This window comes from Streptomyces aureus, assembly GCF_000725495.1.
GTDB lineage: Bacteria > Actinomycetota > Actinomycetes > Streptomycetales > Streptomycetaceae > Streptomyces > Streptomyces aureus_B.
In genome coordinates this window covers 1-18,109 of sequence record NZ_JNZD01000021.1, presented here as the reverse complement: position 1 = coordinate 18,109, position 18,109 = coordinate 1, and the positions used below count along the sequence as shown (strand labels likewise).

The following is an 18,109-nucleotide window of genomic DNA, read 5'->3' as shown; positions in this document are numbered from 1 at the left end:
GGCGGTACGTGGCGGCGGGTTACCCCGTCCGGCGGTCCGGCCCGTGGCGCGCCCGCGCCGGTGGGCCGGGGCCTCCTACCATCGCCGGGTGGGTATCCCCGAGCACACGACGGCCGGTGAACCGGCTGGGCGTGGCAGCGGTGCGGTGGCCGGTCTCGCCCGGTCGTGCCATCCGGGGCCGGTCGTGGCCGTCACGACGCTGACGGCGGCGCTGGCCGTGATCGGCGGCCGCGGCACCGGTGGATGCGTCCTGGCCTGGGCCGCCGTGCTCACCGGGCAGTTGTCGGTCGGCTGGTGCAACGACGCGTTCGACGCGGGGCGGGACATCGCGCTGGGCCGCCCCGGCAAGCCGGTCGTCGACGGCCTGGTCGGGGCGGGTCAGGTGTGGACCGCCGCGTATACGGCCCTGGCCCTGTGTGTGCCCCTCTCGCTCCTCAACGGCCTGGCGGCCGGCGCCGTCCACCTGGCCGCGGTCGGCGCGGGCTGGGCGTACAACCTGAAGCTCAAGGCCACACGGTGGTCCTGGGCGCCCTACGCGATCGGGTTCGCCGCGCTCCCCGCGTTCGTGACGCTCGGGCTGCCCGGAAGTCCCTGGCCGCACTGGTGGGTGCTCGGCGCCGGGGCACTGCTGGGGGTCGGAGCCCATCTCGGCGATGTGCTCCCGGACATCCGCGGTGATCTGGCGACAGGGGTACGAGGGTGGCCGCAGCGGCTGGGCCCGGACCGTACGCGGCTGCTGCTGCCGGTGCCCCTGGTGCTGGCGTCCGCGCTGTTGACGCTCGGTCCCCCGGGGCCTCCCGACCGGCGCGGGACGACGGCGCTGGCCCTGGCCCTCCTGGTGGCGGTGACCGGGGCGGTGCTGGGGCGGCGCAGGGAGCGGCTGGCGTTCGCCACGGCCGTCGTCGTGGCCGTGGTGGACGTGACCCTGCTGCTGGGCGGCACCTTGTCGAACCTCGGCTGAGACCCCCGGAGACGGCGCGGGCCCGCCGCGTGAGGTGGGCCCGCACACACGAAGGACCCGCACCGTGCGGTGCGGGCCCTTCTCGGCGTGGTTGTCCGGTGAACCGAGTGATCACAGGGTTCGGCGGTGCCCGGCCCTCGGCAGGGCATCCGCCGTCATCCGGCCCTGAACCAACGTGCCTTCAGGGGCAGTTCAGCCGCCGATGTGACCGCGGTGGTCGTCACGGCGGTGGTCGTCACGGCGGTGGTCGCCACGACGGTTGTCGTCACGGCGGTGGTCGCCACGGTCGTGACGCCGGCCCCAGGAGACGCTGTCCACGTAGCGGCCGCGCTCGGTACGCAGGGTGGCCTCGTCGGAGCGGTTGTCCCACACCTCGTTGCGACGGTCCTGGTAGAGGTCACGGCTGGTGTCGCGGCCGAAGCCGGTGTGCACGCGGACGGTGGAACGGCCGGCCAGGCGGTAGTGGTTGAAGGTGTAGTGGTTGCCCTGCCGGTCCGACAGCGTCCAGCCGTCCAGGTTGAGACCACGACGGCCCGAGTTGGTGATTTCCACCCACTCCGCGTTCAGGGAACGGGCGGAGCGGTCGTCAAAGCCCGGCGCGTCGGCCTGGACCCGGCTGATCTCGACGTGGGAGCGCTCGAAGCGGGGCTCCGCGGCCGAGGCGGACACGGACGCCGAGCCGACCAGGGCGCCGGCCGCGAGGGCGGCGGCCACCAGGCGGCGGGCAGTGACAGACGTGGAAACGGACATGAAAGCTCCTCAAGGTTCGAGAGCCGGCACACCCCGTGGGCGCCCCTTTCGGGGAGCCCGCACGGTGCGACCCTGTGCGAGTCCCGGCCCGGTGGCCGAGGACTCATAACTTGCCGCACATCCCCACCCATGACGGGCGACACCAGCCCGCTGTTACCAATTACGGACATGTCGGTTACGGATGCTTGTATCAGCCCTTTAATCACCCAAAGATGATGATCGATGGATCACGATCACCAACTCCCGTACTCCACAAGGATTCTGGGCATACGAGGTCATCTCGCGCGTCAATGCAGCGCAACGGCGGGTCACCCGAAAGTGAGTAACGCCCCTCCGCTCCAAAACGGCCGATGCAGAGGGCCGTTCCCGACGGAGCGGCAAGGGGACACGGGCCACGGAATCAACGAGAGGCGGGCACCACGATTCACCGGCACCCGAGATCCGGCGCGAGGGGCCGTGCCGGTACATCACATGCCCTCGCCACCACGACGCACCCGCAGTCGGGATCCGGCGCGAGGGGCCGTGCCGGTACACAGCAACGAACCAAAGGGGCTCGGACGCATCGACGAGGCGCCACAGGGAAGACCGGGTGCCATCAACGAAGAACGGCGGCACTCGGCCGCCGGAGACATCGGCGCGGGTGACGCCGGAAGGAAGGTACGCACCCCGTCAGGGGCGAGGAAACAGCACTGACGCACCGTCAGCAACAGTCCCCTGGAACGCTCTTGGGACGTCGGCGGACGCTCGGTCCACCGTCCCGCACGGCGCCACGACGACGAAAGGTCGTCGAGGCGCCGTACGGACGTGACGCGAAGGTCAGGCGGGGGTGATGTTCTCCGCCTGCGGGCCCTTCTGCCCCTGGGTGATGTCGAACGTCACGGCCTGGCCCTCCTGGAGCTCACGGAAGCCAGTGGCGTTGATGTTGGAGTAGTGGGCGAAGACGTCGGGGCCGCCGCCGTCCTGCGCGATGAAACCGAAGCCCTTTTCGGCGTTGAACCACTTGACAGTTCCGCTGGCCATGCCAGTGCCTCTCACTCGATGACGGGTCCGCACCGCGCGAACCCGGAGGTAGTCGTCCTGGTCCTCGGGCACTGCACAGCAAAACGCCCGCACCACGGCGCGGGCAGGTACTGCGAACCACGACATCTGTCGGCGACGTTACACGCCGAGAGCGCCTCTCACCAGAGAGCGAGGGCCGACAGGTGGAGCGGCACTTCCGGCACACACGCCCCAGGACCCACCGGGATCGGGGCGTGGCCCCCGTAACCGCGCGGTGTTCGAGGCATGGCCGTACCCTGGCTCACCGTCACGAACCACCCGTCAGGACGCCACCGGAACGGACCACGGACGACACCTGACGGTCGCCCAGTTCCCCGCCGGTGCTGCCTGCGGTGTTTCTGTGGCCGATGTGATCGGGGAAACACAGTCGGTCGACAATCCGACTGTCGCAGGCAGCTGACTGTCCGTACGCTGACAACCTGAACCAGTTCGGGCGTGATCGACGGGGGGAACCGTCATGTCCTGGGATCCACAACGCGCACCTGACGGCTTCGCCGTGCCGCCGATGCCGAGCGCTCCGCCACCCGCGCCCGCCAATGGATGGCGGGCCCTCGCGGTGGCCCTGCTGAACCTCAGCGGGCTCGGGCTCGGTTACGCCGTCGTGCGCCGCTGGGGGCTCATGGCCCTGTGCTGGGTGGCGACGGCGATCCTGCTCGTGGTGGCCCTTCCGGCGGACCCCGACGGGGTTCCCGGTACCGCGGTGGTGCTCTACCTGGTGTTCGTGGCGCTCACCGCCGCGCACGGCGCGTCCGTGGGCCTGCGCACCAGCCTGTCCTGGCTCCCGAGCGCCTTGATCGCGGCCGTGCTCGGCGTCGTCCTGCTGGCCGTGCCCGCCGCGGGAGTCGTGCTCTACGACGGAGCGCGCGACGAGGCCACGGAACAGATGCTCCTGGACCGGCTCGACCGCGCCGACAAGCTGGTCGCGACGTCCGGGAAGCAGGACTTCACCGCGGCCGAGGCCGGCTACCGCCGCGCCCTGACCGCCTACGACGCCCTCGCCGACGACCACCCGGGCTCCCGCGCCGCACGCCAGGTGCCCGACCGGCTCAGGACCTACTACGAGACCGTCGCCGCTCCCTACGCCCGCAAGGACTACTGCGCCGCCGTACCGCCCCTGACCTACCTGCGCACGGTGCCGGGCACGATCGGCAAGAAGGAGCTCGGGGACCTCGTCGGCTGGCCGGACGACCGGCTGGCGACGTCGCTCTACTCCTGCGGAGCGGACTCGCTGAGCGAAGGAAGCGCGGGGTGGTCCGCGCAGTTCGGCGAGCTCCTGTCCACGTTCCCCGAGTCCCCGCAGACGGGGAAGGTCGAGCCCGCGGTCAAGAGCGCGGTCGACAAGGCGGTCAAGTCCGTGCGCGGCGACGACCCCTGTACCGCCGTGCAGCGGCTCGACGGTCTCGAGACCCAGGTCCGCGGACTGCCCGGGGAACAGGCCGGGGTGGCCGACGCCCTCGGCAAGGACGCCGACCGGGCCTCGGACAACGCGCGTTCGGGTGCCTACGACTGCGGTGTCGACCAGTACAAGGACAAGAAGTTCAGCGACGCCGTCACCACCATGACCGACTTCGCCAAGAACAACCCGCACCACAAGAACCGGGCCCGCGCCCAGAAGATCGCCATCGCCGCGGAGGTCGCGCAGACCGTGCCCGCGGCCGGCAAGCACCTGCCGACCACGGCCTCGGGCGGCAGCATCGCCGTCACGGTCAAGAACGACAGCCCGGACGACATCACGGTGATGTACACCGGACCGGTGACCGGGAGCTTCACCCTCAAGGGCTGCGCGAAGTGCACCTCGTACTCGCTCGGCAGCACCCTCGGGATCGGCTTCAAGCCGTGCAGCGACAGCGGCAAGCACTACCCGCAGCGGACCATCCACCTGCCGGTCGGCACGACCTACTTCGTGCACAAGTCCCAGTCCGGCCTCGGGAAGACCCCGGCCTCTGACACCGCCAAGCTGTCGCCGGGCTACATCTACACCGAGTGCGCCTACACGACGTCGAGCCTCGGGTACTGAGGCGAAGACGGGGCGGCCCGTCACCGTCCGCGACACGACACCCGCGGTGCCCCGGCACCGCGGGTGTCGGCGTTCCGTGCCATCGGCGCAGGCCAGGCCGCGGCGGCCGCACCTCACAGGGCTCGGGGCGGCGGTGTGTGGAGCGCGTAACCCCCGGTGATCGAGGGGCGTGACAACCGCGTAATCGGGCCTCCGTAGCGTCGGTGGGGAAAGGTACCGATCACACGGAGGGCCGCTCGTGACCACGACCACCCAGCAGGTGCGGACGGTCTGCTCGTACTGCGGTGTCGGTTGCGGGATGGTCCTCGACATCGGCATGGGGCCCGACGGACGGCGTACGGTCCTGAAGGCGTCCGGCGACAAGGCGCACCCCGCCAACTTCGGGCGCCTGTGCACCAAGGGCGCGACGACGGCCGACATGCTCGCCGCCCCCGGCCGGCTGACCTCGGCCCTGGTGCGGACCGAACGGGGAGCGGAGGCCGGGCCGGCCCCGCTGGACACCGCGATCGCCGAGACGGCCCGGCGGCTGCGGGCGGTCATCGACGAGCACGGTCCGGACGCGTTCGCGTTCTACGTGTCCGGCCAGATGAGCCTGGAGGCCCAGTACCTGGCGAACAAGCTGGCCAAGGGGTTCGTCGGCACCAACCAGATCGAGTCGAACTCCCGGCTGTGCATGGCCAGCGCGGGCACCGGATACAAGCTGTCCCTCGGCGCGGACGGCCCGCCCGGCTCGTACCAGGACTTCGAGCACGCCGACGTCTTCCTGGTGATCGGCTCCAACATGGCCGACTGCCATCCCATCCTGTTCCTGCGGATGATGGACCGGGTCAAGTCGGGCGGCGCCAAGCTGATCGTCGTCGACCCGCGGCGCACCGCGACCGCCGACAAGGCCGACCTGTTCCTGCCGGTCCGGCCGGGAACGGACCTGGCGCTCCTCAACGGCCTGCTGCACCTGCTGCACGAGAACGGTCACACCGACCCCGCGTTCATCGCCGCGCACACCGAGGGCTGGGAGGCGATGCCGGAGTTCCTGGCCGACTACGCGCCCGCAGCGGTCGCCGGCATCACGGGCGTCCCGGAGGAGGACCTGCGCGAGGCCGCCCGGCTCATCGGCGAGGCCGGGGAGTGGATGAGCTCCTGGACGATGGGCCTCAACCAGTCCACGCACGGCACCTGGAACACCAACGCGCTCGTCAACCTGCACCTGGCGACCGGGGCGATCTGCCGGACCGGCAGCGGTCCGTTCTCGCTGACCGGCCAGCCGAACGCCATGGGCGGCCGGGAGATGGGGTACATGGGCCCGGGGCTGCCCGGCCAGCGGTCCGTGCTGGCCGCCGAGGACCGCGCCTTCGTCGAGGACCTGTGGGAGCTGGCCCCGGGGACCCTGCGCGAGGACGGGTCCGGCCAGGGCACGGTCGAGATGTTCCGCAGGATGGCCGACGGGGACATCAAGGCCTGCTGGATCATCTGCACCAACCCGGTCGCCTCCGTGGCGAACCGCAGGACCGTGATCGAGGGGCTGGAACGGGCCGAGTTCGTCGTCGCCCAGGACGTGTTCGCCGAGACGGAGACCAACGCGTACGCGGACGTCGTCCTGCCGGGCGCGCTGTGGACCGAGACCGAGGGCGTGCTCGTCAACAGCGAGCGCAACGTGACCCTCGCCCGGCCCGCGGTGGACCCGCCGGGGGAGGCGACGGCCGACTGGCGGATCATCGCCGCCGTCGCCCGCGCCATGGGCTACGAGCAGGGCTTCTCGTACGACAGCGCGGAGGACGTCTTCGAGGAGATCAAGCGCGCCCACAACCCGAGGACCGGCTACGACCTGCGGGGCGTCAGCTACGAGAGGCTGCGCTCGACCCCGGTGCAGTGGCCGTCCGCGAGCGAGGACGGCCCCGACCGCAACCCGATCCGGTATGTGGACGAGAGCGGCGCGGGTCCGGTCTTCCCCACGGCGAGCGGCCGCGCGGTGTTCCACGCCCGCCCGCACCTGCCTCCCTCCGAGATGCCGGACGACGACTACCCGTACGTCCTCAACACCGGGCGGGTGCAGCACCAGTGGCACACCCTCACCAAGACGGGCAGGGTCGCCAAGCTCAACAAGCTCAACCCGGGGCCGTTCGTGGAACTGCACCCCGAGGACGCGGCCGCGCTCGGGATCGCCGAGGGCGACTCGGTGGAGGTGGCCTCGCGGCGCGGCCGGGCGGTGCTGCCCGCGGTGGTGACCGACCGGGTGCGGCCGGGCTGCTGTTTCGCGCCCTTCCACTGGAACGACCTGTTCGGCGAGTACCTGAGTGTCAACGCGGTCACCAGTGACGCCGTCGACCCGCTGTCCTTCCAGCCGGAGTTCAAGGTCTGCGCGGTGTCCCTGACCCGGGTGACGACCGCGGTGTCCGTCACGGCACCGGCCACGGCCGGGGCGGCCTCCGGGACCGGGTCCGGCGCGGGTGCCGCCGTCCCGGTGGCCGTCGTGTCCGGGGAGCCGGCCCTGGCCGCCGCCGTGCCGGCGGGCGCCGCCGATGTCTTCGGGCTCCGGCCGGCACCGCCGCCGGTGCTGGCCGAGCACGAGCGCCAGTACCTGGTCGGCTTCCTGGCCGGCATCGAACCGGGCGCTCCGGGCGTGCCGGTGCTGCCGCCGGGCGCCCCCTTCAGCCCCGAGCACGCCCTGTGGGTGAACGGGGTGCTCGCCGGCCTGTACTCCCGAACGGTTCCCGGAGCGCCCCTCCCGGCCCCGGCACCCGCCGGTCCGGTCCGCGAGGTCGTCGTCCTGTGGGCCTCGCAGACGGGCAACGCCGAGGAGTTCGCCACGGCCGCCGCCGACCGGCTCACCACCACGGGGCACCGGGCCACCCTGGTCGGCATGCACGACGCCCACCCGGGGGAACTGCCCGCGGGCGCCGACGTCCTGCTGATCACCAGCACCTTCGGCGACGGCGAATCCCCCGACAACGGCTCCGGATTCTGGGACGCCCTGGCCGCGCCCGACACACCCCGCCTGGACGGGCTCCGCTATGCGGTCCTGGCGTTCGGCGACTCCTCGTACGACGACTTCTGCGGTCACGGCCGCCGCCTCGACCAGCGTCTCGGGGAACTGGGCGGCGTACGGCTCGCCCCGCGCGCGGACTGCGAACCCGACTACGAGCCCTCCGCGACGGCCTGGCTGGACCAGGTCCTCGCCTCGCTGACCGATGGCGAAGAAGCGGCCGCGTCGACGGGGCCCGCTGAGCCGCCCACGTCCGCTCCCCCGGTGTCCCCGGCCATCGCGTCGCCGAAGAAGCCGGGCCCGGTCGCCGCCACGCTGGCCGGGAACCAGCTGCTCAGCCTGCCCGGCGCGGGCAAGGAGGTCCGGCGCTTCACCTTCGACGCCCGGGACAGCGAGACCCCGCTCGTCTACCAGGCCGGCGACGCCCTCGGCGTACGCCCTGTCAACTCCCCCGGGCTCGTGACGGAATGGCTGGCCACGACCGGGCTCGCGCCGGACGGCACCGTCCTCCTGGACGGGGGCGGGGAGGTGACCTTCCACGACGCCCTGCACCGGCATCTGGACATCACCCGGATCACGCCCGCGCTGCTGCGCTTCGTCGCCGAACGCACCCACGACCGGGTGCTGAAGAAGCTCCTGCGCCCCGACAACAAGGACGAACTGGCCCGCTGGTCCTGGGGCCGCCAGGCGGTCGACCTCCTCGCCGAGCACCCGGTCCGGGCCGGCGCCCAGGAGTGGGCCGAGGTGCTGAGGCCGCTCCAGCCCCGGCTGTACTCCATATCGTCCAGCCCGCTGACCGACCCCGGGCTCGTCTCGCTGACGGTCTCCGTCGTCCGCTACGAGAACCCCGGCGGACGCCCGCGCCAGGGCGTCTGCTCGCCGTTCCTCGCGGACGCGCCCCTGGGCACCCCGGTACCGGTCTTCGTCCAGTCCGCCCCGCGGTTCCGGCCGCCGGCCGACCCCGCCACACCCATGGTGATGGTGGGACCGGGCACGGGGATCGCGCCCTTCATCGGGTTCCTGGACGAGCGGCGCGCGCTCGGCCACCGGGCGCCCAACTGGCTGTTCTTCGGCGAACAGCACCGGGCCACCGACTTCTACTACGAGGACGAACTGGACGCCTACCTCGCCGACGGCACCCTCAGCCGCCTGGACACGGCCTTCTCCCGCGACCAGCGGGCCAAGGTCTACGTCCAGGACCGGATGCGTGAGCACGGCCCCCAGCTGTGGTCCTGGCTCAGGGACGGCGCGCACTTCTACGTGTGCGGCGACGCGTCCCGTATGGCCAAGGACGTCGACCAGGCGCTGCGGGACATCGCCGTCACCCATGGCGGCCACAGCCCGGACAGCGCGACCGCCTTCCTCAAGCAGCTCACGGCCGAGCGGCGGTACGTCCGCGACGTGTACTGAGCCGGCCGGGCCGCCGCCCCGGGAGCGGGGATCCCGGGGCGAGCGCCCGCCGCCCGGATCGCAGCTCCCCGGCCCCCCTCCCTGCTGCCTGCTGCCTGCTGCCTGCTGCCTGCTGCCTGCTGCCGATCAGGGCGCGAGGCCGCCGTTCGGGGTGAAGCCGAGGTCGACGGGTGTCGTGGGCGGGCCGTCCCGCCGTACGGCGGCCAGCAGTTCCGGAAGCCGGGGCGGCCACAGCGGCTCCGCCGCGTCCGCCAGATCGCCCGGCGACCACCACCGGCCCCCGAGAATGCCTTCGGCCGCCTGGAACGCGCCCAGTTCGCCGGCGGGCACCCGGCGCGGCCCGTACGCGAGGAAGATGTGCTCGTACTGTCGCACCGGGACCCCGGCGCGGGTGAAGTCGTGCTCCCAGAAGCACAGGGCGGTGCCGCCGGGTTCGATGTCCGTCCAGCCGGTTTCCTCGCGCACCTCGCGCAACGCCGCCCGGTACGGGGTCTCGCCCGGGTCCAGTCCGCCGCCGGGCAGCGCCCAGTGGACGCCGACCTCCTCGTTGTCGTACCGGAACATGAAGACGGCGCCGTCCGGGTCCAGCACCGCGACTCTCGCTGCCTGCCTGGGTATCCGCATGAGGTCAGACTGGCAGAGAGATCTGGATCACCGCTGCATAGAGGTCAAGGTCACAGGCGGTTCCCCTGCTGTCGCCCCGTCACTCTGACCTAGCATCCGAGCATGACAGTCCTGCCCAACGACGGGCTCGCGCTGGCCGCCGAGTTCCCTTCCGCGACCCATGACCAGTGGCAGCTCCTGGTAGAAGGCGTGCTGCGCAAATCGGGCAAGGACGCCTCCGGCGCCGCCGCCGAGGACGCGCTCTCCACGGTGCTCGAGGACGGGCTCGCCACCAGGCCCCTGTACACCGTGAGCGACGCGGCCGCCGAGACCGGTTTCCCCGGCTTCGCCCCCTTCGTCCGGGGCAGCAGGCCCGAGGGCAACACCACGGGCGGCTGGGACGTACGGCAGCGGCACACGGCGGCGGACAACGCCCTGGTCCTCGGCGACCTGGAGAACGGCGTCACGTCGCTGTGGCTCGGTGTCGGCGAGGGCGGCATCCCGCTCTCCTCGCTCGAAAAGGTCCTGGACGGCGTCTACCTCGATCTGGCCCCCGTCGTGCTAGACGCGGGACGTGACGTCGAGGCGGCCGCGGAGGAACTGCTGCGGCTGTACGCGGCGCGCGGCGTCGCGGCCGAGGCCGTACGAGGCAACCTGGGCGCGGACCCGCTCGGCCACGAGGCCCGGACCGGCACCGCGACGGACGTCGCGACGGTCGTCCCGCTCGCCCTGCGGTGCGCCGCCGAGTACCCCGGACTGCGGGCGCTGACCGTCGACGCGCTCCCGTACCACGAGGCCGGCGGATCGGCCGCGCAGGAGCTGGGCGCCTCCCTGGCGACCGGTGTCGCCTATCTGCGCGAGCTGACCGAGGCCGGACTGTCCGTCGAACAGGCCTGCGCGCAGCTGGAGTTCCGCTACGCGGCGACCGCCGACCAGTTCCTGACGATCGCCAAGCTGCGCGCCGCGCGCCGGCTGTGGGCGCGGGTCGCCGAGGTGTGCGGCGCGCCGGGTGCCGGTGCGCAGGTGCAGCACGCGGTGACCTCGCCGGTGATGATGTCGCGCCGCGACCCGTGGGTGAACATGCTCCGCGCGACCATCGCGACGCTCGCGGCCGGGGTCGGCGGCGCCGACTCCGTCACCGTCCTGCCCTTCGACCACGCCCTCGGTCTGCCGGACGCCTTCGCACGGCGCATCGCCCGCAACACCTCGACGATCCTCATCGAGGAGTCGCACCTGTCCCGGGTGATCGACCCGGCGGGCGGCTCCTGGTACGTGGAGCGGCTGACCGACGAACTCGCCCACGCGGGCTGGGAGTTCTTCCAGGGCATCGAGCGGGACGGCGGCCAGGCCGCGGTCCTGCGCTCGGGCCGGCTGGCGCGCGACCTCGCGGGCACCTGGGCGGCCCGCTCGGTGAAGCTCGCCAAGCGGCGCGAACCGATCACCGGCGTCAGCGAGTTCCCGCACCTGGCGGAGCGTCCGGTGGAGCGCGAGCCCGCTCCCGAGGCACCGTCCGGCGGACTGCCGCGGGTGCGCCGCGACGAGGCGTACGAGGCGCTGCGGGCCCGTTCCGACGCGCATCTCGCCGCCACCGGAGCCCGCCCCCGGATCTACCTGGCCACGATCGGCTCCGCCGCCGCGCACACCGCGCGCAGCACCTTCGTCGCGAACCTGTTCCAGGCCGGCGGCATCGAGCCGGTCACGGAGGGCTCGTTCGAGGACAGCGGGGCCACCGAGGCCGTCCTGTGCTCCAGCGACGCGCTGTACGAGGAGCAGGCCGTGAGCACGGCCGAGGCCCTCGCGGCGGCCGGCGCCCGGCACGTGTTCCTGGCCGGCCGCCCCGCGCAGTACGCCGGGGTCGACTCCTACGTCTTCGCGGGCTGCGACGCCGTCGCCGTCCTCTCCGCCACCCTCGACCGCATGGGAGTGTCCTCCTGATGGGAATCCCCGACTTCTCCGGGATCGACCTGGGGACACCCACCGCCGAAGGCAGTGCCGACGCGTGGAAGGCCGCCGCCGCACGGGCGACGGGCACCGGCGACACGTTCTGGGAGACCCCGGAGGGCATCGCGGTCAAGCCGCTGTACACCGGCCGTGACACGGAGGGCCTGGACTTCCTGGAGACGTACCCGGGCGTGGCGCCGTACCTTCGCGGCCCGTACCCGACGATGTACGTCAACCAGCCCTGGACCATCCGCCAGTACGCGGGCTTCTCCACGGCCGAGGAGTCCAACGCCTTCTACCGCCGCAACCTCGCCGCGGGCCAGAAGGGTCTGTCGATCGCCTTCGACCTGCCCACGCACCGCGGCTACGACAGCGACCACCCCCGGGTGACCGGCGACGTCGGCATGGCGGGCGTGGCCATCGACTCCATCTACGACATGCGGCAGCTGTTCGACGGCATCCCGCTGGACAAGATGACCGTGTCGATGACGATGAACGGCGCCGTGCTGCCCGTCCTCGCGCTGTACATCGTGGCGGCCGAGGAGCAGGGCGTACCGCCGGAGAAGCTGGCCGGAACCATTCAGAACGACATTCTGAAGGAGTTCATGGTCCGCAACACCTACATCTATCCGCCGAAGCCGTCGATGCGGATCATCTCCGACATCTTCGCGTACACCTCGCAGCGGATGCCGCGGTACAACTCCATCTCCATCTCCGGCTACCACATCCAGGAGGCGGGCGCGACGGCCGACCTGGAACTGGCGTACACCCTCGCGGACGGTGTGGAGTACATCCGGGCGGGCCGCGAGGCGGGCCTGGACGTGGACGCGTTCGCGCCCCGGCTCTCGTTCTTCTGGGCGATCGGCATGAACTTCTTCATGGAGATCGCCAAGATGCGGGCGGCGCGCCTGCTGTGGGCGAAGATGGTGAAGCAGTTCGACCCGAAGAACTCCAAGTCCCTTTCCCTGCGCACGCATTCGCAGACGTCGGGCTGGTCGCTGACCGCGCAGGACGTGTTCAACAACGTCACGCGCACCTGTGTGGAGGCCATGGCCGCCACGCAGGGCCACACCCAGTCGCTGCACACCAACGCGCTGGACGAGGCGCTCGCCCTGCCCACCGACTTCTCCGCGCGGATCGCCCGCAACACGCAGCTGCTGATCCAGCAGGAGTCGGGTACGACCCGGGTCATCGACCCCTGGGGCGGCAGCGCGTACCTGGAGAAGCTGACCTACGACCTCGCCCGGCGTGCCTGGCAGCACATCGAGGAGGTCGAGGCGGCGGGCGGCATGGCGCAGGCCATCGACGCCGGCATCCCGAAGCTGCGGATCGAGGAGGCGGCGGCCCGCACCCAGGCCCGTATCGACTCCGGCCGCCAGCCGGTCATCGGCGTCAACAAGTACCGCGTGGAGTCCGACGAGCAGATCGACGTGCTCAAGGTCGACAACTCCTCGGTGCGCGCGCAGCAGATCGAGAAGCTGCGCCGGCTGCGGGCCGAGCGCGACGGCCAGGAGGTCCGGGCCGCGCTGGAGGACCTGACGCGGGCAGCGGCCGGTGAGGGCAACCTGCTGGAGCTGGCGGTGCGCGCGGCCCGCGCGAAGGCCACCGTCGGCGAGATCTCCGACGCCCTGGAGAAGGTCTACGGCCGCCACGCGGGCCAGATCCGTACGATCTCCGGGGTGTACCGCAACGAGGCAGGGGAGTCCCCGTCCGTGGACCGCACCCGCGCGCTGGTGGACGCGTTCGAGGAGGCCGAGGGCCGGCGCCCGCGCATCCTGGTGGCCAAGATGGGCCAGGACGGTCACGACCGCGGCCAGAAGGTGATCGCGACCGCCTTCGCCGACCTGGGCTTCGACGTCGACGTGGGCCCGCTGTTCCAGACGCCGGGCGAGGTCGCCCGGCAGGCGGTCGAGGCGGACGTGCACATCGTGGGCGTCTCGTCGCTGGCCGCCGGACACCTCACCCTCGTACCGGCGCTGCGCGAGGAGCTGGCGGCGGAGGGGCGTGAGGACATCATGATCGTGGTCGGCGGGGTCATCCCGCCGCAGGACGTGCCGACGCTGCTGGAGATGGGCGCGGCCGCGGTCTTCCCGCCGGGGACGGTGATCCCGGACGCGGCGTACGACCTCGTCCAGCGGCTCTCTGCCGACCTCGGGCACGACCTGTGATCCAGCTCGACACCTATGTCAAGGGTGTGCTCGACGGGAAGCGCGCGCTGATCGCCCGCGCCATCACGCTCGTCGAGTCCACCCGGCCCCAGCACCGGGCGCTGGCGCAGGAGTTGCTGACCGAGCTGCTCCCGCACAGCGGGAAGGCCCGGCGGATCGGCGTCAGCGGGGTGCCGGGCGTGGGCAAGTCGACCTTCATCGACGCGTTCGGCACGATGCTGACCTCGCTCGGGCACCGGGTCGCGGTGCTCGCCGTCGACCCGTCGTCCAGCCGTACGGGCGGCTCCATCCTCGGGGACAAGACCCGGATGGAGCGGCTCGCGGTGGACCCGGCCGCGTTCATCCGCCCCTCCCCCACCGCCGGCACGCTCGGCGGGGTGGCGAAGGCGACCCGCGAGTCGATCGTGGTGATGGAGGCGGCCGGCTACGACGTGGTGCTGGTGGAGACGGTCGGCGTCGGCCAGTCCGAGACGGCGGTCGCCAACATGGTCGATTCCTTCCTGCTGCTCACGCTGGCCCGTACCGGGGACCAGTTGCAGGGCATCAAGAAGGGCGTCCTGGAGCTCGCGGACGTGATCGCGGTCAACAAGGCGGACGGCCCGCACGAGCGCGACGCGCAGTCGGCGGCGCGTGAACTGTCCGGCGCGCTGCGGCTGATGCACGGCAAGGACGCCGTCTGGACGCCGCCGGTGCTCAGTTGCAGCGCCCGCGAGTCGGCCGGTCTGGACACCGTGTGGGAGCGTCTGGAACAGCACCGGACGCTGCTCGACTCGACCGGCGCTCTCGCCGAGAAGCGCCGCGACCAGCAGGTGGACTGGACCTGGAACATGGTCCGGGACGAGCTGCTCGGCCGGCTGCACTCCGACCGGGCGGTACGAGACGTCACCCCCGAGCTCGAACGGCAGGTCCGCGAGGGCGCGTTGACGGCCACGCTCGCGGCGGAGCGCATTCTGAAGGTCTTCGGCGGCGAGAGCCGCTGACGCGAACGGCGGTGGCAGGGCTGGTCGGAGCCCGGCCACCGCTCAGTCCGGCCGGCATTCGGGCGGCCGACGCTCGGGCGGCCGACGCTCGGGCGGCCGACGCTCGGGCGGCCACAGCTCCACCCCGGTCAACCCCGCGTACGGCGAAGGGCCCCCGGAATCGTCCGGGGGCCCTTCGCCGTGTGCGCGTGCCGCGAGGGTCAGTTCGCGGCCGGGACCGACCGGCCCGAAGGGGCCTTCGCGGGACGGGGGTTGAGCATGCGCTCGGCCAACTCGCCGAAGACCAGGCCGAATCCGGCCCACAGGACGGTCTGGATGGCCAGGGCCGAGAGCCGGAACCGCCACAGCAGGGCGGCCGGGAAGTCCCGGGGCACCTCGTTGACGACGGGCAGGAACTGGTAGGCCACCCCGATGACCACGACGAAGGCGGCCACCGCGGTGACGGTGGCGTACCAGGTACCGAGGCTCCCCGCGAGACGCTTGCCGAGGATGGTGGCGCCGACGGCCAGCAGCACGCTGAGGACCATCATCAGGAAGTACAGGGCGGTCCGCTTGCCGATGGTGTCGGGGTCCCCGACCGACGGCGGGTTGGCCGGGTACTTCAGGAACGGCACGACGTACACGGCCACGAGCGCGGTCCCGGACAGCAGGAGCGCGGTCGCGCGGGGGCCGAAGCGGCCCACGCGGCCGAGCGCGAAGCAGTACGCGAGCGCGGCGATGCCGCCGAACGAGACGCCGTAGACCAGGACGCCGGTGGCGAGACCGGCGGTGGACTGGAGGCTGCGGGAGACGAGTTCGACCTCGTGCCCGTGTGCGTGGGCGTGGGCCTCCTCGAAGCCGATGGCGCTGTCGACGCTCGGTTCACCGAGGAAGTAGGCGACGACGAGGGCGAGTACACCGGCCGCGAGGCCGGCGAGCATGCCCCGCACGAGCAGGTTTCTCACCGTTGCGGAGTTCATGATGTGCGCGGTCCCCTCGGGTCAGTGGCAGGGGAAGCCGAGCAGGTGGCGGGCGTCGTGCACCCACTCGTGGACGTCCTCGCCGGAGACGACGGAGGTGGCGCCCTGTTCGGCGCCGACGAAGTACAGCAGGACGAGCATCAGGATGCCGAAGAAGACCGCCCACGGAGCGATCGCCTTCAGCGGCAGCGTGGCGGGAACGGCGGGGGTGTTGGCTGTCGGCTGGGCGACGGTCTGCGCCATGGCAGGACCTCCTCGGGAGTTCGCGTCCCATCTCGGTGGTGCACAGGATGGCGTCTACGGGTCTGACTCACGGGCGCCCGGGGTGTCCTGGGCGTCCCGCTCACAGTGGCGCGACCGTGCCGGATTTCCGCCGGCTTCCGTTTGGACGTCATCGATATCGGACCGACCGTACCGCGTGCCGCGTACCTGGCCAAGACCGCGCCGACCGGGGTGATCTTCCTCTCGTCCCTGGTGGCGGGTCCCGGCGTCGGTCAGAAGGTGCCGTCGGACAGGCCGAGTTCACGCGTCCCGAGGGGGGTGAAGAAGCGCTCGACGTCGGCGTCGGTGACCTCGGCGAGCGTGGCCGGGGACCAGCGCGGGGTCCGGTCCTTGTCGATGATCTGGGCGCGGACGCCCTCCACCAGGTCGGGGGCGGACAGGGCCGCGCAGGACACGCGGTACTCCTGGTCCAGCACCCGCTCCAGCGAGCCGAGCCGCCGGGCGCGACGGACGGAGGCCAGGGTGACCTTCAGGGCGGTGGGCGAGTTGCCGAGGAGGATCTCCGCCGTCTCCTTGGCGGCCGGGTCGTCGGCCGCGAGCAGGAGCCGGACGATCTCCTCGACGGTGTCGGCGCCGTAGCAGGCGTCGATCCACGCGCGCCGCTCCGCGAGCTCCGCCGGGGGCGCGGGCCGGGCGTGCGCAGCCAGGGCCTCGGCCACGGGCCGGTCGGCGAGGTCCGCCAGCAGCCGCGGCAGCGAGGTCGAGGGCACGTAGTGGTCGGCGAGGCCGCACAGCAGCGCGTCCCCGGCGCCGATCGAGGCACCCGTGAGGGCGAGATGGGTGCCGAGCTCGCCCGGGGCGAGGCCGAGCAGACGCGTGCCGCCGACGTCGGGGACGAAGCCGATGCCGGTCTCGGGCATGGCGACGCGCGAGCGTTCGGTGACGACACGGACGCTGCCGTGCGCGGAGATCCCGACGCCGCCGCCCATCACGATGCCGTCCATGACCGCCACGTACGGCTTGGGGTAGCGGGCGATCCGGGCGTTGAGGTGGTACTCGTCGCGCCAGAAGGCGGCGGACGCGGTCCCGTCGCCGTCGCGCGCGTCGTCGTGGACGACCCGGATGTCGCCGCCCGCGCACAGTCCGCGCTCCCCGGCGCCGGTGATGACGACGGTCTCGACGGCGGGGTCGTGCTCCCAGGCGGTGAGGGCCTCGTCGATCCGGCGCACCATCGCGTGGTTCAGGGCGTTCAGGGCCCTGGGCCGGTTGAGGACGAGGTGGGCGGCCCGCCCTTCGGTGCGCAGCAGGACGGATTCCTCCGCGCCGGTCGCCTCGGTGCCGTTCATCCGAACGCCTCCGTCCGCCGACGGGCCACGATGACGCGCATGATCTCGGGGGTTCCTTCCACGGTCAGGTGTCCGCCGCTCGCGGCGATCTCCCCGCCACCGTACCCACCGGGCGGCCGGGGACCGGCGTCAGGCCTCCTCGGCGGGCCGCGGGGCGACGGCCGCGGCGGTCGAACGGCTGAATCGGTCCGCGCGCCTCGCCCGGGCGGTGTGGATGTCAGTGGCCGGTGCCAGGGTGGAACCGTGAAATACATGGTGCTGATGTACGCCGACCCCGCGGCGACCGAGTCGATGACGGCGGAGCAGCGTGCCGAGGTGTTCCGCCGGCACGAGGACCTCCACCGGGATCTGGAGGGCTCGGGCGAGCTGCTGAACGGGGCGGGGCTGGCCTACCCGCGGGACACCACGACCCTGCGACGGAGCGAGGACGGACCGGCCGCGGCCGACGGGCCGTTCCTCGGATCCACCGAACACCTCACCGCCTACTACGTGCTCGAGTGCGCGAGCCCCGAGCGGGCCCGCGCCATCGCCGAGCGTGTGATCGACTTCCATGTGGTGGCGGCAGAGGTGCGTCCGATCCACGACGTCTTCGGGATGGACGCCCGGTAGCGCGGCTAGGGCGTGTTGCGAAAGTCCCGTCGTTCGCCCGAAGGGCGGGCCGCGCGGCGTCATGGGGGTGCCCCCTGCTCGAGCGGAGCCGAGAGCTCGGGGGA

13 protein-coding genes are annotated in these 18,109 nt (G+C 72.2%); 7 read left to right on the top strand and 6 right to left on the bottom strand.

Going from position 1 to position 18,109, the window contains the following annotated elements; translation table 11 throughout:
• Positions 1–88 precede the first annotated feature (88 nt).
• A complete protein-coding gene (locus IO36_RS24200; RefSeq protein WP_037622933.1) occupies positions 89–961 on the top strand; it encodes a UbiA family prenyltransferase in 873 nt (290 codons plus the stop codon).
• Positions 962–1,153: 192 nt separating this feature from the next.
• Here IO36_RS24200 and IO36_RS24195 read toward each other — a convergent pair whose 3' ends face one another.
• The gene (locus IO36_RS24195; protein ID WP_037622931.1) at positions 1,154–1,711 is read right to left on the bottom strand and encodes a lamin tail domain-containing protein; all 558 of its coding nucleotides are present in this window, start codon (positions 1,709–1,711) and stop codon (positions 1,154–1,156) included.
• An 816-nt stretch (positions 1,712–2,527) separates the two neighbouring features.
• A complete protein-coding gene (locus tag IO36_RS24190) occupies positions 2,528–2,731 on the bottom strand; it encodes a cold-shock protein (RefSeq protein ID WP_037622929.1) in 204 nt (67 codons plus the stop codon).
• A gap of 496 nt (positions 2,732–3,227) precedes the next feature.
• On the opposite strand from IO36_RS24190, the gene IO36_RS24185 reads away from it, so the two are divergent.
• Complete coding sequence (locus IO36_RS24185; protein ID WP_037622927.1) at positions 3,228–4,787, top strand: hypothetical protein; 1,560 nt, start codon at positions 3,228–3,230, stop codon at positions 4,785–4,787.
• Positions 4,788–5,085: 298 nt separating this feature from the next.
• Positions 5,086–9,177, top strand: a complete 4,092-nt coding sequence (locus IO36_RS24180) for a bifunctional nitrate reductase/sulfite reductase flavoprotein subunit alpha (protein WP_107065798.1) — start codon at positions 5,086–5,088, stop codon at positions 9,175–9,177.
• A 126-nt stretch (positions 9,178–9,303) separates the two neighbouring features.
• On the opposite strand, the gene IO36_RS24175 is transcribed toward IO36_RS24180, so the two are convergent.
• The gene (locus IO36_RS24175; protein ID WP_037622925.1) at positions 9,304–9,801 is read right to left on the bottom strand and encodes an NUDIX hydrolase; all 498 of its coding nucleotides are present in this window, start codon (positions 9,799–9,801) and stop codon (positions 9,304–9,306) included.
• Between the two features lie 102 nt (positions 9,802–9,903).
• Here IO36_RS24175 and IO36_RS24170 point away from each other — a divergent pair, with 102 nt between their 5' ends.
• Genes IO36_RS24170 through meaB form a run of 3 tightly spaced genes read left to right on the top strand, consistent with a single transcriptional unit; the run spans position 9,904 to position 14,869 of the window.
• Positions 9,904–11,715: a methylmalonyl-CoA mutase family protein gene (locus IO36_RS24170; protein WP_037622924.1), complete on the top strand. Its 1,812-nt coding sequence runs from the start codon at positions 9,904–9,906 to the stop codon at positions 11,713–11,715.
• Complete coding sequence (gene scpA / locus IO36_RS24165) at positions 11,715–13,889, top strand: methylmalonyl-CoA mutase (RefSeq protein WP_037622923.1); 2,175 nt, start codon at positions 11,715–11,717, stop codon at positions 13,887–13,889. The genes IO36_RS24170 and scpA overlap by 1 nt, the downstream gene beginning before the upstream one ends.
• Positions 13,886–14,869 carry a methylmalonyl Co-A mutase-associated GTPase MeaB gene (gene meaB, locus IO36_RS24160; RefSeq protein WP_037622922.1) on the top strand — a complete coding sequence of 328 codons (984 nt, stop codon included), beginning with the start codon at positions 13,886–13,888 and terminating at the stop codon, positions 14,867–14,869. Before scpA ends, meaB begins: the two co-directional genes overlap by 4 nt.
• Positions 14,870–15,069: 200 nt before the next feature.
• On the opposite strand, the gene IO36_RS24155 is transcribed toward meaB, so the two are convergent.
• From IO36_RS24155 to IO36_RS24145, 3 genes are all read right to left on the bottom strand, one after another.
• Positions 15,070–15,828 (bottom strand): CbtA family protein, encoded by a 759-nt coding sequence (locus IO36_RS24155; RefSeq protein WP_037622921.1) that lies wholly within the window; start codon positions 15,826–15,828, stop codon positions 15,070–15,072.
• Positions 15,829–15,849: 21 nt separating this feature from the next.
• The gene (locus IO36_RS24150; protein ID WP_037622919.1) at positions 15,850–16,071 is read right to left on the bottom strand and encodes a CbtB domain-containing protein; all 222 of its coding nucleotides are present in this window, start codon (positions 16,069–16,071) and stop codon (positions 15,850–15,852) included.
• A 251-nt stretch (positions 16,072–16,322) separates the two neighbouring features.
• Positions 16,323–17,396: an enoyl-CoA hydratase/isomerase family protein gene (locus IO36_RS24145; protein ID WP_051900890.1), complete on the bottom strand. Its 1,074-nt coding sequence runs from the start codon at positions 17,394–17,396 to the stop codon at positions 16,323–16,325.
• 252 nt (positions 17,397–17,648) lie between these two features.
• Between IO36_RS24145 and IO36_RS46930 the strand changes: the two genes are divergently transcribed.
• Positions 17,649–18,005 carry a YciI family protein gene (locus tag IO36_RS46930; protein WP_051900889.1) on the top strand — a complete coding sequence of 119 codons (357 nt, stop codon included), beginning with the start codon at positions 17,649–17,651 and terminating at the stop codon, positions 18,003–18,005.
• Positions 18,006–18,109 lie beyond the last annotated feature (104 nt).